The following is a 25113-nucleotide window of genomic DNA, read 5'->3' on the forward strand; positions in this document are numbered from 1 at the left end:
AGTCGTCTCCGTCAGCCATCCATCGCTACACTACTCTTCTGCGTGTTCGATCCGAATCTCCCACCGTTCGCTTGTCTGTGTCGTCTCGTACGTGAACCCGCGCTGCTCGAGTACCCCGTACAACGGCTCGGGCTCGAAACTAGTGAGCAACAACAGCGTCTCCGAGCGATCGAGGGACTCGAGTGCGGCCATGATATCGCCGAATGGTTCGCCGTCGATTTCGCGGACGTCGAGTACGTGTTCACTGTCAGTGGCGGTCATAGTGAGAGCGACGTAGTCGTGACCGGTAGTGGTTGTCCCGATCATATTCCTCGATGTACTCATACCTGTCTCATCCTCCGGTTTGTATTCATACCCACACCCCTCTCAGACTCACATTCGATCCATACCGAGACTGGACCGGGAACCCGTTCAACGACGCTCGATCTGCCCAATTGTGCCCAATTGATCTGTGTTGTCCATTGACCGTGTCATGAATACCCACCATATAGTGGCTGTTAGTTCGTGGTGGTTGGGCGTGTCTTTTCCAGTAGGGATCAACTGATGCCAGACAACGACACTCTCTCACAGCCAGAATCAATGGCACACCGACAACAGACGGCTTCGTTACGACCGCAGTTCGTGTTCACCTGCGATGCATGTCACCACCAGATCGAGATCGACGAGTCTGTCGCAACAGCGATCATGAGACACGGCTGTCCGATCTGTGGCTCCGGAGCGACTGCAGCGTGTCTGCGTCGCGCTGCGGATACACCGCCGCCAGACCACTAATCGTCGCGTTTGATTTCGGTTCGGCGGCCGCTCAGGTCCGCCGGCTCGAACTCGTAGAGCTGGATGTTGAGGTCTGGCTTCGATTGCCCCCAGATCTCGAACAGCGGCCGCTTCGCCCTGCCATACTGTTCGATATGTGCTGCCGTAAGATCTTCGGGGTCGATTTCGTCGATCGTTCCGACAGCGACGACGCTCTGATACGTCTGTCCCTCGTCGGCTTCCTCGTAAACGACGAGGCGGACGCGTGGTGACGACTCGAGGAACTGTCGTTTTTCGCTTTCGGGTGTCGATACGAGTCGCATATAGAACGTTGCGCTTTCGGTGTCGTAGCCGTACGAAATCGGGATCGCGTACGGCGTTCCCGAGTCAGCGAGCGCGAGCACGCCTGTTTCGTGACGGCTGAGAAAGGCATCGATCTCTGCCTCCGTCATTTCGGTTTCCTCGGCGAGTGCCATAGTCGTACGCTGAGAGATGTGTGTGCGACAGTAAACCAGTTCCGTTCCAGTTTCCGATTCTGTTCCCGTTCCGGTTTCCGGTCGTTACGGTGGTGTATCGGTGCGAGACGCCAGCACAGCGACTCACTGCCCGAGTACGTCCCCGAAAATCTTGCGCTGGGCCGCGCTCAGATGTTCAGTTGCCGTCGACTGCGTAATTTCGAGTTCGGCTGCGACCTCCGTGGCGTTCGCTCCCTTCGGCCGCTCGAAGTAGCCCATCTGGTAGGCCGTCTCGAGTACCTCCTGTTGCCGATCCGTGAGTTTTCCCCGATTGACGAACACCCGTTCTTCCGGGGTCCCCTCGAGTGGGGGCTGGAGCAGGCGTTTGACGTCGACGTCCGGGAATCGGTCCCGGAACTCGTTCATGATCGTCTGTAGTTGCTCGAAATCGGTTGCGTGGAAGACGAGTGTAACGGTGCCCTCGTCGACGGTGTAGCGGTGGACGGGACAGCCGAACGAGCCGAGACAGACACACGGGCATGGATTGTTCCGATCCTCATCACGAACCCAGCGGTAGAGGTTTGTCTCGCCGTAGGAGAACACTGGACCGAACACTGATTCGGTAGCCAGAGGGGTGTCCGCTGGTGTGGCTGACTGCGATTGCTGCGTGCTAACACCGGCGTCGGCGTTTCCGTCGGCCGTGTTTTCGCCTGTATCGTGGTGTCCGCTTCGTTCGGGTTCGTGGTGTTCATCGACGAGCGTCGCAACCGACACGTCGGTCTTCGCCAGAAACTCGGTCGTACTCTGGTCGTCTGATGGTTGTGTAACGGTCGTCGAGAGCTGGTCGATCGTCGTCTCCGTGCGTCTCGAGAAGGCTGCAATCGGGCATCCGACCGGCGTCTCGAACGACACGGTCGCACGGATTCCAGACGACATACGTGTTGACAGTGCTTTGTTCTCCGGTATCTTGAACGTACGGTTCGGTCCCGCCTGTCCGGAGGCTTCTCAGTGAGCAGTACAAGAGATGGGAACTTATTAGCACACGGCGTCTCAGCAACTACCAATGAGCACCTGTGAGGACTACACCTTCGTCTGCCCGGAGTGTACTCAGTCCATTACAGTCAACGCTTCCATGCGGGAGGCCCTCGTCGAAAATGGGTGCGTTATCTGTGGGGCGTCAGTCACGCAGAGCGCGTTCGATACTGCCTGTGACGAATAGTTGCATTGCAGCGGGAGTCACACCGACCTGTAGCGTTGTGGACTGTTCGTATACGTCTCTTCGGTAGCTTTCCAGTCAGTTCTGTCCCCCCTTGATCGGTCGCGCGTTCACCGATTCCCGACGTTGCTTATAAAGGCCCCACCATATCTGTGGTTCACACTGGTTGGTTCCCCGCGACTATACAGTAGTATGAGCCACTCGATGCAGGCGACGTCACACCGAACCGCACCTACCGACCACACCGATGACAGACTCGCCGCCGACGGCGACGCCGACAAACTCCTCTCGATCCTTACCGACACTGACTGCCGAACGATTCTCGAAACGATCAGCGACACCGACGACTACCTTTCGGCAAGCGAGGTGTCCGACCGCTGTGACGTCCCACTCTCAACGACCTACCGCAAGCTCGATCTCCTTACCGAGGCAGGCGTCCTCGAGGAACAGCTTCGGATTCGGCGCTCCGGTCAGCACGTCAGCGAGTACACACAGCGACTCGGCGCGATCAACATCGCTATCGAAATGGACGACGGGATTGCGGTCGAACTCAGACAGTAACTAACAGCCGAGCCAGCACACAATTCGTTTCCGTTGGAAACAGACTGTAGTTACGAATCCATGACTTTCGCGCTCGTTAAGGGGGCGCTCTTCCTACCTCTCACCGATGTCAACCAGGAACGAACTGGCGGCAGCGACACTCGAGACGTTGCCGGTTACGGTCGCTGTTCTTGGGGGCGATGGCGAGATCCTGTTGACGAACGAGGAGTGGCAGACGTTCGGCCCGGACGAGCAGCCGTCGGACCACGTCGGCGTCGACTACCTCGCCGCCGCGTCGACCACTGATGACGAACACGCAGTGCGCGCAGTCGACGGACTCGAAAGCCTTCTCGCGGGCGAGCAGCAGACGTTTGTGATGGAGTATCCGTGTCACTCGCCCGAGGAAAAGCGATGGTTCTCGATGTGGGCGCGGCAGTTCACCGTCGACGGCGAACGTCACGTCGTCGTCGTTCACCTCGATATTACGGATCGGAAGCTGGCCGAAATCGACGCCGAGGAGTCGGCGGCCCGCGTCCGCGCCGAACGGCAGGCACTCGCGGATGTCCTCGAACGAGTCGACGGACTGATCAGAGACGTCACCGACGCAGCCGTCACCGCCGGCACTCGCACCGAGATCGAACGACGCGTCTGCAGGCGACTCGCCGAGGAATCTCCCTACGAACTCGCCTGGATCGGCCGCGTCGACGTAACGAGCCGCACGATTACGCCAAGCGAGTGGGCCAGCCGAGACGAGGTCCCACTCGAGAACGACCAGCTCACGCTCGGCCAGGACGAGAGCCATCCGGCAGTCGAGGCACTCGAGACGGGTGACTCTCGCATCATCAGTGATCTCGACTCCGTCGAGGTGGCCGAGCAGTGGTGGCCGATCGCAGCGGGCGAGTACGTCGACGCCGTGGCTGCGGTGCCCATCGCCTACGGCGAGGTCACCTACGGCGTGCTCGTCGTCTTCGCCGCGGAGGCGGACGCGTTCGCAGACCGTGACGTGCTCGTCCTTGAGTCGCTGGCCGGCACGATCGCGACCGCGATCAACGCACTCGAGACCCGTCGAATGCTGACAACCGAGGCCGTCGTCGAACTCGAGTTGGCGATCGAGGACTCCTCGCTGTTCGCCACTGCACTGGCCGGCGACCTCGCCGCGACGGTTACCTTCCGCGGAGTCGCCTACGACGGCGACGGGACGCCGCTCGCGTTCGTTCACGTCGACCGTCCCGAAGACGTTGCGGTGACGGCAGCCGACAGTGACGGGATCACCGATGCGACGGTGCTCTCGACGACTGACGACGGAACGCTACTCGAGTTGACGCTCGACAGTAACGGCGGCTTCGTGTCGACGCTCGCGGAGCACGGGGCAGTGATTCGCCACCTCGAGACGGGGAGCGGCGTCGCCGACATGGCGCTCGAACTGCCCAACGCGCAGTCGGGACGGTCGATGTACGACTACCTGGTCGACCACTTCGAGCAGGTCGAACTGATCAGCTACCAGGAAGTCGAGCGACCGGCCCAGACGGCCCAGGATCTCATGTCCACACTCGAGTCGTCGCTCACCGAGCGCCAGCGGATGGCGCTTCGGAAGGCCTACTACGCGGAGTACTTCGAGTGGCCTCGCAGTATCTCCGGCGAGGAACTCGCCGAGTCGATGGACATCTCGCGGTCGACCTACCACCAGCACTTGCGACTGGCCCAGCAGAAACTCCTCGACGAACTGTTCGAGGGCGAACCAGAGCCGGGACCACACTAGTGTGGGTCAGCTGTTTTATCTCTCTCTCGGCTAGACCTGTCACCTGACGACCCCGTTGCGTCAGCGGAGAGAGAATGCACCTGCACCAGGGCCACATCGACTCGGACAAGGCGAAGGCGATCCAGAAGCAAACCGGGAAGACGTTCTACCTCGCGACCAGGTTCCTCCCCTCACGTGTTCGACACGCAACGCACGTCCTCTACGGATTCTTTCGCATCGCAGACGAGGTCGTCGACGACGCCGCCGGGATGCCGCCGGCAGAGCAACGCACCGAACTCGAGTCCCTCCGCGCGCAGGCGCTCGGCGACGCCGACGCTTCGGATCCCGTTCTCGCGGCCTTTGCTGAGTTGAAAGACGCAGCCGAGATCGCGGACGAAGAGGTCGACGTCTTCATCGACGCGATGGCCTCGGATATCACCACGAGCCGGTACGAGACGTACGAGGAACTCGAGTCGTACATGCGCGGCTCCGCAGCAGCAGTCGGCGTGATGATGACTGCGATCATGGACATGGAGCCCGAACTGGAGGACGCCGCACTTCCGCACGCCATCGCGCTCGGCGAGGCGTTCCAGTTGACGAACTTTCTGCGCGATGTTCGCGAGGATATCGTCGAACGCGATCGGATCTATCTGCCACAGCGGACACTCGAGAAGCACGGCGTCTCCGAGGCCCAGATCGAACGTCTCGAGCACAGCCACTCGTTCGAGTCGGTGATGCGGGACGAACTCCAGCGTGCAGAGGAACGATACCGTGAGGGGGTTGCTGGCATTCAGTATCTTCCCGATGACTGCCAGTTGCCGGTGTTGCTCGCTGCGGTCCTTTATGCGGAACATCACGCGATTATCCGCGCCCAGGAGTACGACGTACTCACGTCGGCCCCGTCGCTGTCGACGGCCCGCAAACTGCGGTGTCTCGTCCGGACGCGGTGGCACTGGCACTGGAACCGCGACCCGGAAGCGGTGTTCCGACGGGTGTCTGCGGTCCCAGTTGCGGACGGCGAGACGGACTCGCGAAGGTCGGGTCACGGTGGCGGTGTGCCGACGCAGTGACGCTCTGATTCCCGTCTGTTGGCGCTGATACCGACGTATAACCGATATATTCACCGGAAATCCGGTGTGGTGCCAGCGATCCACAACGATGCCACTGTGGCATTCGCTACCACACCGGTAGAACAAAGAGCGGTGGAATGGACAACCGTTCTAGATGACGTCCACAGCAGCCACACTCGTCGAGACACTCGAGGACCTCGGCGTCGAGTACGTCTTCGGCTATCCCGGCGGCCGCGTAATCGAACTGTTCGAGGCGGTCCCCGACGCCGAAATCGACCTCGTTCGGCCGCGAGACGAGCGCGAGGCGAGCGTAATGGCCGAGATGTACGGCCGTCTCACCGGCGCTCCCGGCGTCCTCACCGGGCAGGGGCCGTGGATCGGCAGTATCGGCATGATCGGCCAGATGGAGGCCCGACTCGCCTCCTCGCCGATGGTCGTTCTCACCGAAGCCTCCGAGCGCGGCGAGTACTCGACACTTGCACCGTACCAGCAGGCCCGGGGTGACTACGGTGGCTTCAGCCTCCCGGATATCCTCGACGGCGTGAGCAAGGAGTGGTGGTTCCCGCGGACACCGGTCGAAACGATCCGCTCGACGCAACTGGCGTTCAAGCACGCCGTCGCGGGCCGTCCCGGCCCGACGGCGGTCGTGCTCGACGGTAACGCGATCACCGCCGAGGTTCCCGAGAACCCAACACCTAGAGCCTGGGACGCAGCGGCGCAGGCACGAACGTGGAACGCCGCCCCGACCGCGTCCGATGTCGCGTCCGCAGTGGACGTACTCGAGTCCGCCGAGCGGCCAGTGATTGTTGCGGGCAACGGCGTCCACGCCGCACAGGCCTACGACGAACTCGCGGCGGTCGCCGAGACGTACGATTGTGCGGTCGTCACGTCCTATCTCGGCAAGTCGACGTACCCCGAAACCGACGAGCGTGCGGCGGGCGTTATCGGCTCCTTCGGCCACGAGGGGGCAAACCGCGTCGTCAGCGAGGCCGACACGCTGCTGGTCGTCGGCTGCCGGCTGAACCCGATGGACACCAACTGGCAGGCCCCCGAGTTCATCCGCCCCGACGAGCAAACGATCGTCCACGCCGATATCGACACGCGGAACGCTGGCTGGGTCTACCCCGCGGACGTCGGCCTGATCGGCGACGCCGCCGAGACGCTTGCGATGCTCGCCGAGGCAGGTTCGGGAGGGCCGTCGAACGGGTGGGCACTCGAGCGCGCCGCCGAGGCTCGCGAGTGGTTCGACGCACCCGAGTGTACGGACGATTCGGCACCGATCAAGCCCCAGCGCGCCGCGAAAGCCATCCAGTCAGCCGTCGACGAGGACACCATCGTCACCGCCGACTCGGGGAACAACCGCTTCTGGCTGCTGTACTACCTCCAGACGCCGGCCGTCCGAACCTACTTCGGCAGCGGCGGCGTCGGCGGCATGGGCTGGGCGAACCCCGCTGCGGTGTCCGCGGCGCTCGCAACCGACGACGAAACAGACGTCATCGCCGTCGCCGGCGACGGCGGCTTCTCGATGACGATGAACAGCGTCGAAACCGCCGTCGAGTACGGCGTCGCGCCCACGTTCGTCGTCCTGAACGACACCAGCCTCGGGATGGTCCGCCAGATGCAACACGAAGACGGCGATATCGCCGGCGTCGAGTTCCACGATACCGATTTCGTCCGCATCGCTGAGGCCTTCGGTGCCGTCGGCAAGCGGGTAACCGAGCCCAGTGAGCTGGCGGGGGTACTCGAGTCCGCCAAGGCGGCGGACGTGCCACACGTGATCGATGTCCGAATCGATCGCGAGGAGGACATGGCGGAAACGCTGTCGTCGTCGTTCTACGAGTCGGTCGGCGGGTTGCACGAGTGAGTGTGTGAGTGTGAGTGTGAGTGTGAGTGTGAGTGTGAGTGTGAGTTCCCCTGACCGGCCACTATGACAATCGGTGTTGCACTACGCCACTCGGCATCAGCGTGTGTGAGAACCACATGTAGGCAAACGAGAACTGTTCCGGAAGCCTTGAGATTCACGGTCTGAAATACGGGCTATGGGCAGGGCCCGTCTCTTCACCTCGCTGTGTGTTCTCGTCTTCTTCATCAACCTCGCCAGAATCGTCTTTGCGCCCCTTCTCAATGTCTTTATCAGCGAGTTCGGTATCGGCGAGGCGACCGCAGGGCTCATCGTCACGCTCGCCTGGATCGGGAGTGCGGCCCCGCGGTTGCCGACCGGTTGGATTCTCACCAAGGTTCCCAGACATTACGTCGTGATTAGTTCCGGCTCGATTCTCGCGGTGTCGTCCGCGATTGCTGCGACGGCAACGACCGTTGAACACCTGATGATCGGCGCGTTCTTTATGGGAATCGCCTCGGGCGTCTACTTCGTCTCGGCGAACCCACTGCTGAGCGAGCTGTACCCGGAGCGGATCGGTCGGGTGATGGGAATCCACGGCGCTGCGAACCAGATCGCGGCCGTCGTCGCTGCGCCGTTCGTTGCGCTTACGCTGTTCGTCGACTGGCGACTCTCGCTGTGGGCGATCGCCGCCGGTGCTGCCGTCATCACGGTCTATACGTGGTTCGTCGCCAGAGAAACAGAAATGCCGAGCGCGGGACAGGCGGATCGCAACTTCGTCGCCGGCGCGCTCTCAGAGTGGCGACTCATCGCCACCGCGCTCGCCATCGTCGGCTTCGCGGTGTTCGTCTGGCAAGGCCTGTTCAACTTCTACGAACTGTACATGATCCAGTCGAAGGGGCTCTCGGACCGTGCAGCCGGGCTGATGCTCACAATCGTCTTCGCCACTGGCGTCCCTGCCTTCTACTTCGGTGGTGACTTCGCCGACAGGCTTCCGCAGGTTCCGTACCTGCTCGGTATCGTCGGCGTCTTCGCCGCGAGCGTGATCGTCCTGACGATGGTCGAGAGCCTGATCGGGTTGATCGTCGTCTCCGTGATCGTCGGCTTCGTCATCCACTCGCTGTTTCCCGCGGTGGATACGTTCATGCTCGACAACCTTCCGGACTCGACGCGCGGAAGCGCCTACGCCGTGTTTAGTTCACTCTGGATGGCGACGCAGGCGCTTGGCTCCTCGGCCGTCGGAACGCTCATCGAGCAGGGCTACTCCTACGATACGGTGTTCACCGGCGGGGCACTCTTGCTCGGTGCCTTGATCGTCGTTCTCACCGTCCTCGAGCGGATGGGACGGCTACCGACGTAACTGGCACCTCTCGTCACCAAAACACGATAGCGACGCAGACCGGCGCTGGGATTTATGTCGCCCAGCGTGAATGCGATACCTATCCATGTCGTTTGACGACCGGCAGTTTATGGAGGGTACCCGGGGAACGCAGGCCGTCGACTGGGAGCAGCGCATCGATACCCAGCGACTCCGCGAGGAGCGCAAAGCGAAGGCGCTCGAGCGCCTCCAGGAGACCGACCTTGGGGCCATGCTCCTCGTCTCGGATCCGAACATTCGCTACGTGACCGGGCTAGCGATGACCGGCGGCAGCGGCGCGGACCACTACACCCTCCTTACCGAAAACGGTGACATCGTCCACTGGGACACCGCAGACCACGCGAGCAACCAGCGGTTCAACTGCCCGTGGCTTCACGATATCCGCTATGCCTGTCCAGGGCTCGGCAACGTCCCGCGGGCGTCCGGCAGCGCCTCGGCCCGCAAGTTCCTGCGATCAAAGATGGCCGAAACCGTCCACGACGCGATGGAAGAGTACGGCGTCGCCGACGAGACGCTCGGGATCGACATCGGCAACCGAAGCCTCGTCTCGGCGTTCGAGGACCGTGGCGTCACTGTCGACGTCGGCACCGCACAGGCCGTGATGGAGGACGCCCGGAAGATCAAAACCGAAGACGAGATCGAGTGTTTACGGATGGTTGCCTCGATCTGCGAAGCGGGCTTTCAGACGATCAAAGAGTCCGCCAAGCCAGGGATGCGCGAAACCGAGGTCTGGGGTGAAGCCGTGCGCGAACTCTGGCGTCACGGCGCGTTCGTCGGCGGTGGCTACGTCACCTCGGGGCCGAACACGTGGCCCAAGCATCAGGCGAACACCACCGACCGGGCGATCCGTCCGGGCGACCTCGTCTACGCCGACTTCTACAACATCGGCTACCTCGGCTACCGGTCGTGTTACTACCGAACCTTCTCGATCGGCCAGCCGACGCAGGCACAACAGGATGCCTACGAGAAAGCACGGGACGATCTGTACAACGTACTCGAGTGCATCGAGCCCGGCGCGACGACCGACGAGATCTGCCAGGCGTTCCCGGACGAGGAGGGGGAGCATATGGACTGGTACGACGCCGACGAGTTCTGGGAGATGACGACGAATCACTGGGCGCACGGCCTTGGCCTCCAGCTCTACGAGGTGCCGCTGATCTGGCGCGGACTCTCACCGGACCACCCGATCGAGATCGAGGAGGGAATGACGATGGCCGTCGAGACGATGCAGCCGGCGGACAGGCAGGGGGTCCGCGTCGAGGAGATGGTCGTCGTCCGCGAGAACGGCGTCGAAATTTTAAGCCAGTGGCCGGTCGAGGAGATTACGGTCATCGACCACTGATCGAAGCAGTTCAGGGCGTTTGATCAGTACGACAAATCTGATGAATTAGTTAAGTTCTCTCGGGTAGCCAGAGAACACTGATGATCCGAGAGAGTACGCGGCGAAGAATCTTGCAACTGACCGGTGGAACGCTCGCTATCGGGTTCCTCGGGACCACTGTGAGCGCACAGGACGACGACCCAATCGAAGCAGAGACGGAGATTATGTTCGACGGACTGACCGAGGGCTGGGTCGGTGTCGAGCCTGAGGAGATCGAAGACGAGGAGAATCCAACCCTGATCCTCACCGAGGGTGATGCCTACGAGATTACCTTCGAGAACATGGACGGAGCAGAGCACAACCTCGAAATCGTCGACGAAGACGACGAGGTCGTCGGCGAGTACGAGACTGACACGAACTCGGAAGAGGGCGAAACTGAGACGCTCGAGATCGACGAAGTAACTGACGAGATGGCCGAGTACGTGTGCCGACCGCATCAAGAGACGATGCGTGGCGAGATCGACGTCCAGTGACCGTGATTTCACCCCCCCATTTTGACGTGACGACGTCTCGCTTCGACGTGATGAAATCGTCTGTGACGGACCCACTACTCGAGTTCGGACTGGTACTGGGACTCGAGTAGCGCCGAGCCAGGCTGCCCCGCAGAAGATACTGACATCGGGTGCAAATCGTGTCAACGGTTAAGGCAGTTCGCGTACACGATCACGTATGAAGCTCGGTACCGGCCTCTTCACCGGCCAGCGGCGACCGAACGACGACCGCGAGATGGCTGCGCTGTATGACGAACTCCGGACGGTCACCTGCGAGGCGGAGGCCGCCGGACTCGACAGCGCGTGGGTCTCCGAACACCACTTCGCCGAGGATGGCTATCTCTCCGGGACGATGCCGACACTCGGCGCGATGGCCGCCGACACCGAGCAGATCGAAATCGGGAGCTGTGTCGCACTCGGGCCGCTGTACGACCCGATCCACCTCGCAGAGGACGCCGCGACGGTCGACCTGCTCTCGGACGGCCGACTCACGCTCGGCCTCGCAATCGGGTCGAACCCCGACGAGTTCGACGTCTTCGGTGTCCCCCGCGAAGAGCGCGCGGAGCGCCTCGCCGACCTCGTTTCGTTTCTCGAGGGTGCCTGGAGCGAGGGGGCACTCGAGTACGAGTCCCAGTTTCACGACATCCCGACAGATGTCTCGATTACGCCGAAGCCGACCGGCGAGTCGGTTCCGATCATGCTCGGCGGGGCGGTCAAACCGGCCGTGCGGCGCGCCGCTCGCACTGCGGAGGGCTGGTGTGCGCCCTCCTCGCTGTCCGTCGAGGGCGTGCGAAAGCGCGTCGAGGATATCCGCCGCGTTCGCGACGAAGAAGGTATCGACGGCGAGTTCACGATCTACGTCCTCCAGCACGGCTGGGTCGGCGACTCCCGCGAGGAGGCGTGGGAGACCATGCGTGACGGCTACTTCTACATCCAGCGTCGCTACGAGGAGATTTTCTCGGGAGAACCTGTCGAGGAACTCGACGACGAGCGAAAACAGGAGCTAAAGGAGCAGGCTATCTTCGGCACCCCCGAACAGGTGGCAGGGGAACTCGAGTCCTACCGTGATGCGTTCGGTGACGACAGCCACTTTATCTTCCGGACGGCACACCCGGGTGTCGGAACCGATGCGATGGTCGAGTGCGTCCGTCGGCTCGGCGAGGAGGTTGCGCCACGGCTCCGGTAGAGTCATCCACTACGGACGGGAACTGGAGATTCAGCTGCTTATCCCTGGCGAGAGGCGTGGTACCCCGACATGGATTCGGTGAGCAGGTAGGCGACCAGCGTGACGACGAGCACGATGTAGCCCAGCGACTCAAGTGGGATCGTTGCGATAGCGCGACCGCCACCATAGAAGATCGCCGCTCCGGCGGCGAGGAGGACGACGAGTGTCGCGACGTATCGCCACCGCGCCTCGACCGGGATCATCCCGTCCTCGCCGCGGAGCGCGAGGTAGAAGTGTGCACCACCGAGGACGAGTCCGTAAAAGAGGAGGAACACGGCGACTGGCGCTGGTCCTGTCTCGGGACCGAGGTCGAAGTATTCAACCAGTGCCAGAACGAGGAGGCCGATCGTGACGGAGGCGATGTGGACAATTGTATCGCGGGAGACCATATATCGACTTCGCAGTTACGACCCATAGCTTTTGTGTACTGACTATTCAACTGATGAATTCACTCGAAAGCTGTTCCGATACTCGTGACGAAACCCCTGGAGAGCTTTCGAACCCAACCAGTGGGCTTTGACCGATTTCGTGGTGCCAAACACACCCTAAAACGAGACCGTCTCACGAATCCCCTCCTGGATCCGGAGCGCCTGTGGCAGGTAGTAGTCCTCGAGTTCGTGCAACGGCATCGGCACGTCGTAGCCGGCGACGCGGGTGATCGGTGCCTCCTGATGCAGGAGGGTTTCCTCCTGAATCGTCGCTGCAATCTCAGCGCCCAGCCCGGCCGTCTTCGGCGCCTCGTGCACAACGACGGCGCGGCCAGTCTTTTCGAAGGAATCGACGAGGGTCTCCACGTCGAGCGGGGAGAGCGTCCGCAGGTCGACGACTTCGACGTCGATACCGTCCTCGTCGGCGACGTTATCCGCGGCGATGAGCGTCGGGTGAACCATCGCGCCCCAGGTGTAGACCGTCACGTCGGTTCCCTCTCGTTTGACGGTCGCCTCGCCGAGTGGCGTCTCGTAGGCATCCGTCGGCACGTCCTCGCGGAAGGCGCGATAGACCAGCTTCGGTTCGAGGAAGACGACCGGATCCGGATCGCGAATCGACGCGATGAGTAGCCCTTTCGCGTCCGCGGGCGTGCTCGGAACGACGACCTTCAGTCCCGGTTCGTGGACGAAGAACGCCTCCTTGGACTCGGAGTGGTGCTCCGGTGCTCGGATCCCCCCGCCGTAGGGTGCTCGCACCACCATCGGCACCGTGTACTGGCCGTGACTCCGGCTTCGCATCCGCGCCGCGTGACTGACGAGCTGGTCGAACGCCGGGTAGGCAAACCCCATGAACTGTAGCTCCGCAACCGGTCGCATGTCCGTCATGGCGAGTCCGATTGCCGTGCCGACGATCCCCGACTCCGCAAGCGGCGTGTCCACGACGCGCTCGTCGCCGAAGGACTCGAGTAGTCCCTCGGTTGCGCGAAAGACGCCGCCGTTTTCGGCGACGTCTTCGCCGAGGACCATGACGCGTTCGTCGCGCCCCATCTCGGTGTGGAGAGCGTGGCGAACGGCTTCGACGAGGTTCATGGTCTCTGCTGCGGATCCGGCCTGAGAATCGCCAGCCGTCCGCGACTCGTCGGGGCTCGTCGAACTCATTCTAACACCTCGTGGAACGCCTCGTCGCCGTACTTCTCGCGAAGGGACTCGAGTTCGGCTCGCTGTTCGCGAAGGCGAGGTGGAAGCTCGTCGTAGACGTGGTCGAACATCGTCGTCGGGTCGGTCGTCGCCGCTTCGACGGATTCGATCGCCTCGCTTAGTTGGGCGTCGATTCGCTCGTCGATCTCGGCCTCGAGATCGTCGTCGAGCAATCCGTTGTTGGTGAGGAAGTTCCGCATGCGGTCGAGTGGGTCCTTCTGGCGCCAGTCCTCGGCTTCATCCTCCTCACGGTACGCCGAGGGGTCGTCTGCGGTCGTGTGTGCGCCGTAGCGGTATTGGACGGCCTCGATGAGCGTGGGCCGCCGTTCGCCGTCGGCCGGGTTCTTCGCCTTCTGGAGGGCTGCACGCGTTACTGCGTAGACGGCGAGCGGATCGAGGCCATCGACTCGAACTCCCTCTATTCCGTACGCTGCGGCCTTCTGGGCGATGGTTTCACTGGCAGTCTGGTGTTCGCGAGGGACCGAAATCGCCCACTGGTTGTTGTTACAGACGAAGACGGCGGGGACGTCGAAGACGCCGGCGAAGTTGAGACCCTCGTGGAAGTCGCCTTCGGAGGTCGCGCCGTCGCCGAAGTGACAGAGGACGGCGGTGTCCGCCTCTCCCTGGAGTTGCTTCCCCCAGGCCATGCCGGTCGCCTGTGGGACCTGCGTCGCGATCGGAATATATTCCGGCATGACGTGTACGTCGTCGGGAATTGCGTATCCTTCTCGCAGACCACAGAGTGGTTTCAACAGCGACGCGAGGTCCATCCCGTGGACGTACTTGGCGGCGTGCTCTCGATACGTCGGGAGGAGCCAGTCCTGTGTCGCCAGAGCGTACCCGGTTGCGACCTGTGCTCCTTCCTGTCCTGTCATCGGCGCGTACGTCGCGATCCGTCCCTGTCGCTGGAGGCTGATCGCCCGCTGATCGAATCGGCGGGCGAGTTTGATGTCTTCGTACATTGCGACCAGGTCGTCGTCCGAAAGCTCCGGCAGCTCCGCGTTCGACAGCACGGCTCCGTCTGCGTCCAGAATCTGGATTGGGTCAGTCGTACCGTGCACCGGTGCACTGTCTGGGTGGTGGTCCGCTTCGTTTTGCGTACTCATTGTTGGGCGTCGGGTGTCTCGCGTACCGCAACTGCACTGCGTTGGCTGGTACGCTGCTGTTGCTGTTGCTGTTGCTGTTACTACCGATATGTCCTCGACCAGAACCGAGATCGAGAACGTCGGTGATCGGTCCGTCGCTGTGAGTTGCCGTTACCGGCCGGCGATGCCATCGGTTGCTCCCTGCGACATCGTCGCTGGCTGCTGTCGCAGTGGTGTGTCTACACAGTTGTGTCGCGACTGCAGTGTTTGCACTACTCGCATCGGTCGCATCGGTCGTAGCGACCGCATTACTCGCGCTTCCTGCACTTGCCGCATCGAAGGTGAAATCGAACGCCCCGCCAGCGCTGTGTGGCGTGTCCAACGTGTCCAGAGGAACCGTGTCACCCAGTCCGTACCGACTCGCTGAAACTGGTCACTGGCGCCACATTCCTCCGGTATGCTGGCGGGTACCATATGAAAACTAGTCATCAATCGTCTACTTAATAGTACCGTGGTACTAAGTCGCAATAATGCGTCTAAACCCCCTCACACGGGTGACTGTCCGCAAAAGGCAGGAATACACAACGGGACTGTGCAAGACTGTACTCGAGTCCCCACTCGTGGTCGCACTAGTCGGCAGATTCGGCGTCGGTTTCGGCCGTTGCTGGCTGGGTCGTTTCGCCTTCGGAGTCGGACCAGCGGATAAGCCCCACAATCGAGATAGCGGTGATGAGTGTGAGCGCGACGAGTAGTTCGGTCGCCGGAGCGTAGCCGAGCAGTCGGAGACTGTCACTGTAGAACGTAAACAGCAGGAACGTCGGGAAGATCGTTCCAAGGGCGTATCGCCACGGGACCGCAATCGAGCGGGCGATCGTTCCGGCACCGTTTCGGAACTCTTCGACTGCGTCCGGGCCGAGCACCCACGCGACGTAGAACATGAAGCCGGTCAGTCCGATCGTCAACAGGAGGTCGACGAGCTGGTCGGCGACGAGCGTGAACACGTCTGCGCTGAAGGCGTTGAACGCGCCGGTGACGACGATGACGCCAAGGAGCGAGCCCGTCGCGACCGATCGGTCAATCTCGAATTCGTCCACGAGGAACGAGACGGGGATCTCGAGCATACTGATCAGGCTGGTGATCGCGGCGAGCAGTACGACGAAGAAGAAAACGGCACCGAAGAGCCAGCCGACCGGCAGCTGTGCGAACGCACCGGCGATGCCGACGAACAACGCGCCGGCACCGCCAGTAGTGGGGCCGTCAGCGAACGAGAACAGAAGCGGGAACAGCAGGAGTCCCGAGAGGATGCCGATGCCGAGGTTGAGGCTGGCGATCGCGGCGGCATCGAACGGAAGCGAGCGGTCGTCGTCGATATAGGACGCGTACGTAATCATCGTTCCACCGCCGATCGAGAGGGTGAACAGTGCTTGCCCGGCAGCAGCGCCGAGCACCGAGAGGAAGTTGTTCGAGAGGTATTCGGCGTCGAAGTCGAGGAAGAACTCGTACCCTGCAGCCGCGTTTGGCTGCTGGGAGGCCCAGATCGTGAGTCCGACGAGCAAGAGGACGATTCCGATCATCATAGACTTCGCTGCTGCCTCGATCCCTCGGCGGACGCCGGCCATGACGATGCCAGCGGTGATCCCGAGAATGACTAGCTGGTAGACGAACGCCTCGAGTCCGTAGCTAATCGTCTCGAAGTGTGTGCCCGGGTCGGTGAAGTACGCGCCGGTGAAGCTTTCAACGAAGTAGCGGAGGATCCACCCACCGACGACGCTGTAGAACGAGAGCAGTGCAATCGCGGTGACGACACAGAGCAATCCGAGTGCAGTCCATACACGAGAACCCTTCAGTGTCTTGAACGCGCCGACCGGATTTCGATTCGATCGACGGCCGATAACGAACGCAGCCATCAGACCGGGTACTCCCACACCGAGAACGATGAGAACGTACAGCAACAAGAACGCGCTCCCGCCGTTTTCCGCAGTCATCCAGGGGAACCGCCAAATGTTCCCGAGCCCGACCGCGCTGCCGACGGCGGCCAGAATAAACCCGAGACGGGTGCCCCATGTTTCTCGTGCCATCCTGTCTCATGGAATCGGCTGAACGGCCTAAAGCGCTTCTATCGATTTGGTATGATGATATATTATGATTATCGACGATTGTGTTCTTTACTCGGAAAGATATACCAACGGAGGATTCTGTTCCAGTGCCTCAAAACCGCTGTAAGTGTGCAATACAGGGGTCTCTGTGTTCTTTCTGCTCTCTTCCGTAGGCATCTCAACCAAACCCGGTAGATGATTACCGTGTTTTACCACTACTTAGTCAGACATTTCGCCCGAAATGTAACTAGTCCGGGTGTATGATGCCGGCGGCGATGCTATCGACTGCAGGTGAGTAGAAGGCCCAGTTTGTGGGAGTACTCCCTCCTTTCTTATCCACTGCCAACACACCCACCTGTATGGACGAATCCGCCTCAGTCGCACGAACCGGATCGCTCGCAGTTGGCGCCGGCTTACTGCTCCTCGGCGTCGGTGCCTACGTGGTCTCGAGTTTCGAAAGCGTCACCGCCCTCATTCCGGCACTGTTCGGTGCACTTGTCATCAGCCTTCGACTCGCTGGTGATGCATTCGATCGAGAGCGCCTCGCCACGTACGGAATCGGGGCGCTCGCGCTTGCGGGCATTTTCGGCTCCGCCCGCGGCGTTCCGGAACTCATCGCGCTCCTCACGGGTGAGGCAGTTGACTCTGCCATCGCAGCCGTTTCGCAGGGACTCATGATCGTGTTCTGCCTCGTATTGCTCGGTATCGTCGCACAGACGGCTCGAACGGCTCAGACTGGATAGCCCAGTCTCAGTCCGACGGCGTCGAGACGGAACCTGCCGTCCCAACGACGACCGCCCAGAAGGACACGACCGTCACGCCGAGTGTCAACAGAATCGCAACGGTGTAGCTCTCCGTGTAGGCAACGCTCGCCGTTCCAAGCGGCGGCATCGCGAGTGCACCGATTCCGCCAGCGACGTTGAAGATACCGATAATCGCGGTGTCCTTCTCCGGGTTATAGATCTCCATCAACAGCGGGATGTACAGGGTCGCACAGCCACCGAGCCCCAGTCCGATGATGAACACGGCAACAGTGAGTATCGCGTACTGCGGCGCGAGCAACAACGCAATACCGACTGCAGCGCAGCCAAGTGATGCGAGAAACGCCCGTCGGGAGCCGACAATATCGGCGATGTAGCCGCCACCGATGCGCGAAATGATGCTCACACCGCCGATCAGGCCGAACAACGCCGACGCACCGGCCTCAGTCAAGCCGCGTGCAGCGAACAGATCGATGGCGTACGCCGCGAGCAGTTGATACCAGGCAAATGCGAGTGACATGCCCACGAACAGCACCTGAAAGGTGCGCGTCCTGATCAATCCACTGAGCCACGAGAGCAGCGCGCTACTCGAGTCCGTCGACTGTGTGGCCCAGGGTGGACGCCGACAGAGGAGGGTCGCGAGGAGGAACGCGCCTGCCGTCGTCGCCATAATGACCAGAAAGCCCTCGCGAACGCCGGCGGTGCTGAGTGCGTACTGCCACAGTGGCGGCAGTACGAACAGACCGAGTCCGTTGCCGACGAAGATCAGGCCGGTTGCTGCCCCGCGGCGTTCGTCGAACCATCGGGGGACGACGGAGGCGACCAGGACGAAGACGGTTCCGAGTGCGAGTCCGAGCCCTGCGAACACGAGTGTGAGTCCGAGATAGGACTCGACGACGTACAGAGAGGGAGCAAGGAGTGCCGTCGCGACCGTGCAAACGAGAAGGACTCCGCGGACGGGAAGCCGTGCGGCGAAGATGCCGACGAGGCCGGAGCCGATGAAGAACGTAAACAGCATAATCGAGAAGACACCCGAGAGTGCGACCGGGGAGACGGCAAACGTCTCGCTGAACGGCTGCTGGAAGATTCCATAGGAAAGCGGCGTGCCGAACGTAAACACCATCGCGATTGCACCGGCGAGTGCAACGCCCCAGCTACGGCGGCTATCGGCTTCGGGCGGAGGGTCGGAGACAATACTCACGGTATCGTGTAAGGAGACGGTGTGCGAAAAGATTCCCTTTCCAGACAAATACACCCCCTATCAGGGTGTGTTCTCGTGTTCTGACAGTTACACGCTGGCTGTTCACGACCGCTCAGAGTGCGAACAGGATCAACGCGTAGACGAACGATCCCAGCGCAAATGCCCAGAATCGACTCTCGCGCGTTCGCGGGAGTTCGTCCTTGATCGCGTTGAAGATCACACCGCCGGTGAGAAAGCCAAGCAGAATCGCAAACGCAGCGTCGGAGAGTGTGTAGACGAGTGCCCCGAGACCACCCGCGATGACTGCGCCAGCAAGAATCCACTGTCCGACGTTGCTGTACAGTTCGTGATAGTGCTGTTCCATCGCCTCGTCGTTCCCGAAGAGGTGAAATCCCATCGCGAACGCGAACAGAAGACTGCTCTCCGTTCCAGTTCGTCCCTGCACGAGTACGTAGCCGATAAAGGCGTTGTAGACGACGAAGCCGCCGATATGGACCCAGAACACCGGTTGGTCACTGAATCGGACGAGCGAGGGCGGCAGTTCGGTCGCCTCGGAAAGGGCCGCAACACGTTCGAGTCCGTAGAACAGCGCGATACCGATGAACACGAGAATGTAGATGTGCTCTGCGGTGAGTGTCGCGACGATCAGATCGACGCCCTCGAGTGCGTTCCGATGTGCGTCGAGTTCTGGAAAGAGATGCAGGAAAGCGTAGACGATCGAAATCCCACCAGCAGCGGAGAGGATGCTGCGCCGCGAGACGAACGGAATACCGGGAAGGTATTCCGGAAGGAAATGGACGAGCGCGATTCCGAGGACGAGTATCGCCACCAACAGGTCGTCTCCGACTGCCGTTCCTGCGAGCACATCCATTGCTCGTCTTGTCGACGGCCGCTACTGGGCCCTTTTGCGCTGCGAATGCCGGTCTCTCACCTGCCTGATGGTGGTGACGGTTTCCGAAGGCAGATCTGCGACGGCAGTAGCAACGTTTATCTCTGCGCTGACTAACCATTCAGTCATCTACGACAGTAGTCGGAGACAAATGGATTTCCGAAATCGAGCAGCACCGACACGATGGTGGTGGTACAAACACCACCAGCGGACGTTCGGAAAGGTTGATAGCACGGCATCCAGTACTGAACGACACTGTCACATAGGGAGGTGTGAGTAGATGTCGGCCTGGAAACGCGACTTCGTTAGCGGACTCATCGTTATCGGCCCAATACTCGTTACGCTGTTCGTCCTCTATTTCGTCTACAGCTTTGTCGAGGGACTCACTCCCGAGTTTCTGATTCCTGCCGAACTACTGGATCACCTCATCGAAAACCCCGCTGTTCGCGATCAGGCTATCGAATTCTTGCGTGTCGTTCTCTCACTGGCCACACTACTCGCCGTTATCGCCATTGTCGGCTTTCTCATGCGGACGACTATCGGCACGGTCTCAGAACGACTCCTCGATGCGGGTGCAAATCGGTTGCCCATAATCAGAGTCGTCTACAACGCCTCCAAAACAGCCTCTGAAACGGCCTTCGGCGAACAGGACCAGCTCCAGGAACCGGTAAAGCTCGAAGTCTGGGACGGGCTTCGAATGACGGCGTTCAAAACCGGTCGCACTACGTCCGACGGCAAGGAAGTTCTTTTCTTGCCAACCTCGCCGAATATCACGACCGGATTTCTCCTCGAAGTCCACCAGTCAGAACTCACCGAACTTGAGGAGTCGACCGGCGAGGCGCTGACACGCGTGTTGAGTGCTGGCTTCGGTGAGGCCGATTCCGACGACCGGAGCTCGAGTCGCTGACTACTTGTGTAATAATTGATAGATCCATCCGGGGTGTGACAGGCGTCTCGTCGCGACACAACGGGAACCTGAAGTATTTACGTCTCATTGCCGAGCATAGTTACATGGCCGATACATCGGACACGGATCACACAGCAACCATCGCCGAGGAGCGAGACAAGACGACCGAGGCGATCATGGAGGCCGTCTATCTCGCACTTTCGAAACACGGCTATCCCGAGACGACGATGTCTCGAATCGCTGCCGAGTTCGAGAAGAGCAAATCCCTGCTGTATTACCACTACGACGGCAAAGAGGAGATTCTCAACGATTTCTTTGCGTTCGTCTGTGCGGAACTCGAAACCTCCTTTGCGGAGGAATCGGACGACGACCCGTACGATCAACTCATCGCGCTTGTCAACCGTGTGCTGCCGACCGACCTGGACGACGAGGCACTCCAGTTTCGGCAGGCGTTCTTCGAAATTCGCTCCCAGGCACCGCACAACCAATCCTACTACGATCAGATCAAACGGACTGACGAGATTTTCATTGCGGAACTGACCCAGATACTCGAGCGCGGGGTCGAGTCAGGCCGGTTTGTTGCTGTCGATCCGGACAGACAGGCAGAGTACATTTTCTCGACAGTGTATGGGATTATGGAACGTGGCGTGACGCTCGAGGACCGAACCCTCATCGAGCAAAATCGGACAGTGTTGGTCGAGCAACTCGAGCGGACGCTCCTTGCTGACGAGTAGCGCCTTTTGCTGTTACCGAAATCTGAGCGGCAGTACAAGAAGATTTACGACTGACCAGGCATTCAGCCTTCGTATGGACCAGGCGCAGTCTCAAACAGAGACACAGACGCAGTCCGACTCTCGGAAACGGCCCTGGTTTGCGGCCGTACTTGGACTCCTCATTACCGGCCTCGGTCAGATCTACTTGCGACGCTGGCTTCGAGCCCTTGGCTGGCTCACACTTGCGTTCCTCGTTGGTGGTCTGTTCGTTCCCGAAACAGTGCTCATGGACCCAATGCAGGCATCGTTCTGGGATGCAGCACCGCTTCTCGTTGTCGGTGCTGCGAGCGTCCTCGACGCCTATGTCCTGGCACGACAGCACAACCGCCAGATCGAGATCCAGGAAGCCACTCTCTGTGCATCCTGTCACCGCGAACTCGAGGAGGACGTGTCGTTCTGCCCATGGTGTGCAACTGAGACACCGATGAAGCCCGACGAGTAGTACTGTACGCGACGGTTTCGATAATCCTGTTCTGAGCAGACTAACCGACACACGTAGCCGACCACGGGTCGGGTGAGCCGTGGTGCGCTCGCTGCTCTAGGGAGAGCTGTACTCGAGTCCAGGTAGAATCTGGAGCCGAACTGACTGGGCAACTGGCCGCGTTTTGTCCCTGACACGGAGCGGTGGAGCGTTTTACCGGCGATCACCCCGCCCCCGTCGGAGCGACCACCGATAACTACCGACAACGAACCGTCTCAGTCGTCGGCAACTGCAGCATCCGGGCGATACGTTTCGCTGATCGACTTCCACTTGTCCGTCCGGAAGCGCCAGTAGTTGATTGCTGCGGGAATCGTCGTCTCAGCGACGAAGGCGAGATACAGCCCCCAGTAGCCGAGTGACGTTGTTGCCCCGAGGTACGCGAGCGGAATCGAGCCGAGGAACATCCCGACGAACTGGCTGGCAAACGGGACGCGGGTGTCGCCGCTCGCGTCTAGCGGCCCCGCAGCGGCACCGGCGACCCCCTGGAAGACCACCGCGACGCAGGCTGCGTAGACGAGGTCAGTAGCGATCGGAATTTCGGCGCTCGTCGGATCATCTGCAAACAGGACCACGATCTGTTCAGCGAATAGCGCGATCACGATCGCTGAGACGATGTACGTCGCAACCGCGAACCGGATAATATCGCGGCCGTAGGCTTCCGCTTGCCGCTCGTTGTTCTGACCGAGCTCCTGGCCGACCAGACTCGAGGATGCGAGGCCGAAGCCCCAACCGGGTGTGTTCATGATACCCCAGATTCGCCGGGCAATGACGAACGCGGCAACCGTGTTTTCACCGAAGATATCCAGGATGCCGAGCATGGGGAACTCGGCGACGACCCAGACGAGATTTCGGCCACCGACGGGAAGACCGATTTCGACGATGTCGCGGATGGTTCCCGGATCAAGGTAGGAGCCGAACGGATCGATCTTGACCGGGAACTCGCCGACGCCGGGGAGGGACCCGTAACTGAGGCCGATCGCGAAGCCGGCCGTTACTGCGATGTTTGCCAGTACGGTCCCGGCAGCAGCGCCGGCCACACCCTCGTTCAGTCCGAAGATGAAGACGGCACTCAGGATGATATTGAGAACTGCACCGCCGGCTCGAACCTGCATCGCCGTATAAGAGTCGTCCGCACCGACGAGTACGCGACTCCCGACGAGGTTGAGGCCGGCGAACGGGATGCCGAGTGCGACGTACTGGAGGTACATCGCGCCGTAACCGATCGCCGCCTCGTTGTCGGTAATCAGCGAGATGAACTCCGCCGGGTATGTCCAGAACAGCCCCATCACGGGGAGGCTGATCACGAGAACGAGCAACGTACTTGAGCGGACGGCGAGTCCGAGTTCCTCGTAGGCCTCAGCGCCGTATCGCTGAGAGACGAGTGCGATCGTTCCGCCGGCGACACCGCCACCGATCGCGAATGCGAGTCCCCAGAAGGGGCCCGCAAAGCCAACACCTGCAACGGCCGAGGTGCCGACTGCGACGCCGACCATTGCGACGTCGACCGCGCTTTTCGACATGCGAGCGATACCGGTAATGATGCGCGGCCAGGCGAGAACTGTTGTTCGGATGGCTCGTTCGCGATCTATGAGGCCAAGACGTGCGAGAGCGAGACCGATATAGAGGATCGTCAGCCGCAGCGGGTTCGGGAACCGAGTCACGGATACGTACCAGTTCCTTATCCTATTTGTTCAAAGGAGTTTGTTAGCCGGCAAGCCGCGAACCCTAGTTTTGAAGGGTGTCTCCCGGTAACATAGCACATCAACAGAAGTCAACATTCGATTCTGTCATATCAGCATGGACATCACTCATCTCCACAAGACTTGGTCCCTGCCCGTTACGCCAGCCACCGTTCAGTTGCGGATCGATCCGGGCCGGTTGCATCGTCTTTTGAACAATTGACGGTTGTTTGAGTGTGGGACGGATTCGTGAGCTACCTCAGTCCCTTCTTCGGTGAGGTGTCACATCCAACCAATCTAGTTATCGTAACAACTGCAATTAGTTACACACTGATCGTACTTCCACGGTTCTCGCTCATTTCATTCGCTCACGGGTCACGCTATTCCCCGTTCTCGTCCGCGGTTCTCACTCACTTCGTTCGTTCCGAACCGCGCTCGTTCCGAACCGTGCTCGTTCCGAACCGTGCTCGTTCCGAACCGTGCTCGTTCCGAACCGCACTCGCTCCGAACCGCGCTGCAGTCGTGCGATCAGGCGTATTGATTTACAGTGGCTAGGCTCTGTTGCAATCCTTAGAACATGATCGGTTTTGCATCCTGTGCGGTAAGTACAGGGCAAGCAGTGTGCACTCACCGCGAGCAAACGGAGTGAGCGAGCGGGCCGACGACCGACCCGTAGGGGAGGGAGGAGTGCTTTTCATCGAAGTTTTGCCGAGGGCGCGACGGAGTCGCGCCCGCAGAGCAAAAGTTCGGTATGCACGTGTAGTGACAGTATATTCGCCCGAATAAGTTTCTATAGAAGAGGATTTCAACAGAACCAGTGGTTACTATAGCCTACTCGATTTGCCCAACCAAACACTCTCGCTACAAGCCGCCATCTTCAACCAGTCTCAGTTCTGACTCCCACGGGGGCTTTCCTCGAAACCCAGTCGGATATACTATTCAGTTAGGCTAATCAGTCATTCCTTCTGGACAGCCTTCTTTGGCAGTCTGGAGTGTACTCGTTTTGCTTTGCCCTGGGGACTGATACTCGAGTTCCATCCGTCGACAGCAGATCGCTGGTCCGGCGATACTGTAACTAGGGTTTTCACATGGACTACCTGGATGGCCTATTGAGTTGGCCTAACTACCAACCCTAACCAACATCGCCCTTGAATTGGCGAGACTACTCCGGTGAATTCGGCTATCGCTCCTGCCCGTCTAGCGAGGCTATCGAGGCGTATTTCCCGAACGGCCTGTTTGGTTATGCTAACTGGTTAGTCCTTCTTGATGACTGTGCTCGCCTGTTCGATTGAGAGCTACTACAGTCCGTTGGAACAACCTTCCTAGTCAGCCTACTCGGCTGGTATACCTCTGTGACCTAACCAGGAACCCCTCTTACAAAGGATAATCGTCCATTCGCTGGCCATAGTTCCCGCTCATTTCATGCTGTACTGCCGGCCCAATCAGTTAGATCAGCTGGTTAGACTAACTGGCTGCCCTATACAGGGCTGCTACTTGACATGGCTATCTCTCCCTCTCTGCTGGTATTCACG

The 25113-nt window shown here is 60.5% G+C and carries 24 protein-coding genes; 14 read left to right on the plus strand and 10 right to left on the minus strand.

The features are described 5' to 3' along the window. Positions 1-30: 30 nt before the first annotated feature. Complete coding sequence (locus tag C483_RS08680) at positions 31-261, minus strand: DUF2249 domain-containing protein (RefSeq protein ID WP_049912519.1); 231 nt, start codon at positions 259-261, stop codon at positions 31-33. Between the two features lie 318 nt (positions 262-579). Between C483_RS08680 and C483_RS21335 the strand changes: the two genes are divergently transcribed. After that, entirely contained in the window at positions 580-771 is a 192-nt protein-coding gene (locus C483_RS21335; protein ID WP_449289182.1) for a DUF7560 family zinc ribbon protein, read from the plus strand. Here C483_RS21335 and C483_RS08690 read toward each other — a convergent pair. Together C483_RS08690 and C483_RS08695 are read right to left on the minus strand one after the other, a co-directional pair. Beyond that, positions 768-1226: a pyridoxamine 5'-phosphate oxidase family protein gene (locus C483_RS08690; protein ID WP_006652983.1), complete on the minus strand. Its 459-nt coding sequence runs from the start codon at positions 1224-1226 to the stop codon at positions 768-770. The genes C483_RS21335 and C483_RS08690 overlap by 4 nt on opposite strands. Positions 1227-1349: 123 nt before the next feature. Beyond that, positions 1350-2141 (minus strand): helix-turn-helix domain-containing protein, encoded by a 792-nt coding sequence (locus tag C483_RS08695; protein WP_006652984.1) that lies wholly within the window; start codon positions 2139-2141, stop codon positions 1350-1352. A gap of 127 nt (positions 2142-2268) precedes the next feature. Here C483_RS08695 and C483_RS20425 point away from each other — a divergent pair, with 127 nt between their 5' ends. From C483_RS20425 to C483_RS08735, 9 genes are all read left to right on the plus strand, one after another. Continuing rightward, complete coding sequence (locus C483_RS20425; RefSeq protein WP_169331423.1) at positions 2269-2424, plus strand: DUF7560 family zinc ribbon protein; 156 nt, start codon at positions 2269-2271, stop codon at positions 2422-2424. A 189-nt stretch (positions 2425-2613) separates the two neighbouring features. Beyond that, a complete protein-coding gene (locus tag C483_RS08700; protein ID WP_006652985.1) occupies positions 2614-2982 on the plus strand; it encodes a winged helix-turn-helix domain-containing protein in 369 nt (122 codons plus the stop codon). Between the two features lie 106 nt (positions 2983-3088). Next, positions 3089-4720 carry a bacterio-opsin activator domain-containing protein gene (locus C483_RS08705; RefSeq protein WP_006652986.1) on the plus strand — a complete coding sequence of 544 codons (1632 nt, stop codon included), beginning with the start codon at positions 3089-3091 and terminating at the stop codon, positions 4718-4720. Positions 4721-4800: 80 nt separating this feature from the next. Beyond that, the gene (locus tag C483_RS08710) at positions 4801-5769 is read left to right on the plus strand and encodes a phytoene/squalene synthase family protein (protein WP_049912520.1); all 969 of its coding nucleotides are present in this window, start codon (positions 4801-4803) and stop codon (positions 5767-5769) included. Positions 5770-5923: 154 nt separating this feature from the next. After that, positions 5924-7633, plus strand: coding sequence for a thiamine pyrophosphate-binding protein (locus tag C483_RS08715; protein ID WP_006652988.1), 1710 nt, complete (start codon positions 5924-5926; stop codon positions 7631-7633). 175 nt (positions 7634-7808) lie between these two features. Then, positions 7809-8969, plus strand: a complete 1161-nt coding sequence (locus C483_RS08720) for an MFS transporter (RefSeq protein WP_006652989.1) — start codon at positions 7809-7811, stop codon at positions 8967-8969. 85 nt (positions 8970-9054) lie between these two features. Beyond that, a complete protein-coding gene (locus C483_RS08725; RefSeq protein WP_006652990.1) occupies positions 9055-10329 on the plus strand; it encodes a M24 family metallopeptidase in 1275 nt (424 codons plus the stop codon). 110 nt (positions 10330-10439) lie between these two features. Then, on the plus strand, positions 10440-10841 hold the full coding sequence (locus tag C483_RS08730; protein ID WP_241431492.1) for a cupredoxin domain-containing protein: 402 nt from the start codon (positions 10440-10442) through the stop codon (positions 10839-10841). A 196-nt stretch (positions 10842-11037) separates the two neighbouring features. Further along, positions 11038-12045 carry an LLM class flavin-dependent oxidoreductase gene (locus C483_RS08735; protein WP_006652992.1) on the plus strand — a complete coding sequence of 336 codons (1008 nt, stop codon included), beginning with the start codon at positions 11038-11040 and terminating at the stop codon, positions 12043-12045. 38 nt (positions 12046-12083) lie between these two features. Here C483_RS08735 and C483_RS08740 read toward each other — a convergent pair whose 3' ends face one another. The 4 genes from C483_RS08740 to C483_RS08755 all read right to left on the minus strand — a co-directional run bounded on the left by C483_RS08740 (position 12084) and on the right by C483_RS08755 (position 16872). Further along, positions 12084-12473 carry a hypothetical protein gene (locus C483_RS08740; RefSeq protein ID WP_006652993.1) on the minus strand — a complete coding sequence of 130 codons (390 nt, stop codon included), beginning with the start codon at positions 12471-12473 and terminating at the stop codon, positions 12084-12086. 156 nt (positions 12474-12629) lie between these two features. Further along, a complete protein-coding gene (locus tag C483_RS08745; RefSeq protein WP_006652994.1) occupies positions 12630-13670 on the minus strand; it encodes an alpha-ketoacid dehydrogenase subunit beta in 1041 nt (346 codons plus the stop codon). Next, entirely contained in the window at positions 13667-14815 is a 1149-nt protein-coding gene (pdhA, locus tag C483_RS08750) for a pyruvate dehydrogenase (acetyl-transferring) E1 component subunit alpha (protein WP_006652995.1), read from the minus strand. The genes C483_RS08745 and pdhA overlap by 4 nt, the downstream gene beginning before the upstream one ends. A 608-nt stretch (positions 14816-15423) precedes the next feature. After that, complete coding sequence (locus tag C483_RS08755; protein WP_006652996.1) at positions 15424-16872, minus strand: sodium-dependent transporter; 1449 nt, start codon at positions 16870-16872, stop codon at positions 15424-15426. Between the two features lie 377 nt (positions 16873-17249). Between C483_RS08755 and C483_RS08760 the strand changes: the two genes are divergently transcribed. Then, on the plus strand, positions 17250-17633 hold the full coding sequence (locus tag C483_RS08760) for a hypothetical protein (RefSeq protein ID WP_006652997.1): 384 nt from the start codon (positions 17250-17252) through the stop codon (positions 17631-17633). A gap of 7 nt (positions 17634-17640) precedes the next feature. Here C483_RS08760 and C483_RS08765 read toward each other — a convergent pair whose 3' ends face one another. Continuing rightward, positions 17641-18774 carry an MFS transporter gene (locus tag C483_RS08765; protein ID WP_241431495.1) on the minus strand — a complete coding sequence of 378 codons (1134 nt, stop codon included), beginning with the start codon at positions 18772-18774 and terminating at the stop codon, positions 17641-17643. Between the two features lie 190 nt (positions 18775-18964). After that, positions 18965-19723, minus strand: a complete 759-nt coding sequence (locus C483_RS08770) for a hypothetical protein (RefSeq protein WP_006652999.1) — start codon at positions 19721-19723, stop codon at positions 18965-18967. Between the two features lie 298 nt (positions 19724-20021). On the opposite strand from C483_RS08770, the gene C483_RS08775 reads away from it, so the two are divergent. The 3 genes from C483_RS08775 (at position 20022) to C483_RS08785 (ending at position 21863) form a co-directional block, all read left to right on the plus strand. Beyond that, positions 20022-20648, plus strand: coding sequence for a DUF502 domain-containing protein (locus C483_RS08775; protein ID WP_006653000.1), 627 nt, complete (start codon positions 20022-20024; stop codon positions 20646-20648). A gap of 104 nt (positions 20649-20752) precedes the next feature. Further along, positions 20753-21382: a TetR/AcrR family transcriptional regulator gene (locus tag C483_RS08780; RefSeq protein WP_006653001.1), complete on the plus strand. Its 630-nt coding sequence runs from the start codon at positions 20753-20755 to the stop codon at positions 21380-21382. Between the two features lie 73 nt (positions 21383-21455). Beyond that, positions 21456-21863 (plus strand): DUF7575 domain-containing protein, encoded by a 408-nt coding sequence (locus tag C483_RS08785; RefSeq protein WP_006653002.1) that lies wholly within the window; start codon positions 21456-21458, stop codon positions 21861-21863. A gap of 254 nt (positions 21864-22117) precedes the next feature. Here C483_RS08785 and C483_RS08790 read toward each other — a convergent pair whose 3' ends face one another. Then, positions 22118-23563 (minus strand): MATE family efflux transporter, encoded by a 1446-nt coding sequence (locus C483_RS08790; RefSeq protein WP_006653003.1) that lies wholly within the window; start codon positions 23561-23563, stop codon positions 22118-22120. Positions 23564-25113 lie beyond the last annotated feature (1550 nt).

Origin of the sequence: Natrialba hulunbeirensis JCM 10989 (genome assembly GCF_000337575.1) — an archaeon.
Lineage (GTDB): Archaea > Halobacteriota > Halobacteria > Halobacteriales > Natrialbaceae > Natrialba > Natrialba hulunbeirensis.

Coding starts and splice junctions, on each gene's coding strand:
- C483_RS08680 (WP_049912519.1), bottom strand. CDS start 261: ATGACCGCCACTGACAGTGAACACGTACTCGACGTCCGCGAAATCGAC.
- C483_RS21335 (WP_449289182.1), top strand. CDS start 580: ATGGCACACCGACAACAGACGGCTTCGTTACGACCGCAGTTCGTGTTC.
- C483_RS08690 (WP_006652983.1), bottom strand. CDS start 1,226: ATGGCACTCGCCGAGGAAACCGAAATGACGGAGGCAGAGATCGATGCC.
- C483_RS08695 (WP_006652984.1), bottom strand. CDS start 2,141: ATGTCGTCTGGAATCCGTGCGACCGTGTCGTTCGAGACGCCGGTCGGA.
- C483_RS20425 (WP_169331423.1), top strand. CDS start 2,269: ATGAGCACCTGTGAGGACTACACCTTCGTCTGCCCGGAGTGTACTCAG.
- C483_RS08700 (WP_006652985.1), top strand. CDS start 2,614: ATGAGCCACTCGATGCAGGCGACGTCACACCGAACCGCACCTACCGAC.
- C483_RS08705 (WP_006652986.1), top strand. CDS start 3,089: ATGTCAACCAGGAACGAACTGGCGGCAGCGACACTCGAGACGTTGCCG.
- C483_RS08715 (WP_006652988.1), top strand. CDS start 5,924: ATGACGTCCACAGCAGCCACACTCGTCGAGACACTCGAGGACCTCGGC.
- C483_RS08720 (WP_006652989.1), top strand. CDS start 7,809: ATGGGCAGGGCCCGTCTCTTCACCTCGCTGTGTGTTCTCGTCTTCTTC.
- C483_RS08725 (WP_006652990.1), top strand. CDS start 9,055: ATGTCGTTTGACGACCGGCAGTTTATGGAGGGTACCCGGGGAACGCAG.
- C483_RS08735 (WP_006652992.1), top strand. CDS start 11,038: ATGAAGCTCGGTACCGGCCTCTTCACCGGCCAGCGGCGACCGAACGAC.
- C483_RS08740 (WP_006652993.1), bottom strand. CDS start 12,473: ATGGTCTCCCGCGATACAATTGTCCACATCGCCTCCGTCACGATCGGC.
- C483_RS08745 (WP_006652994.1), bottom strand. CDS start 13,670: ATGAGTTCGACGAGCCCCGACGAGTCGCGGACGGCTGGCGATTCTCAG.
- pdhA (WP_006652995.1), bottom strand. CDS start 14,815: ATGAGTACGCAAAACGAAGCGGACCACCACCCAGACAGTGCACCGGTG.
- C483_RS08755 (WP_006652996.1), bottom strand. CDS start 16,872: ATGGCACGAGAAACATGGGGCACCCGTCTCGGGTTTATTCTGGCCGCC.
- C483_RS08760 (WP_006652997.1), top strand. CDS start 17,250: ATGGACGAATCCGCCTCAGTCGCACGAACCGGATCGCTCGCAGTTGGC.
- C483_RS08765 (WP_241431495.1), bottom strand. CDS start 18,774: ATGGTGTTTACGTTCGGCACGCCGCTTTCCTATGGAATCTTCCAGCAG.
- C483_RS08770 (WP_006652999.1), bottom strand. CDS start 19,723: ATGGATGTGCTCGCAGGAACGGCAGTCGGAGACGACCTGTTGGTGGCG.
- C483_RS08775 (WP_006653000.1), top strand. CDS start 20,022: ATGTCGGCCTGGAAACGCGACTTCGTTAGCGGACTCATCGTTATCGGC.
- C483_RS08780 (WP_006653001.1), top strand. CDS start 20,753: ATGGCCGATACATCGGACACGGATCACACAGCAACCATCGCCGAGGAG.
- C483_RS08785 (WP_006653002.1), top strand. CDS start 21,456: ATGGACCAGGCGCAGTCTCAAACAGAGACACAGACGCAGTCCGACTCT.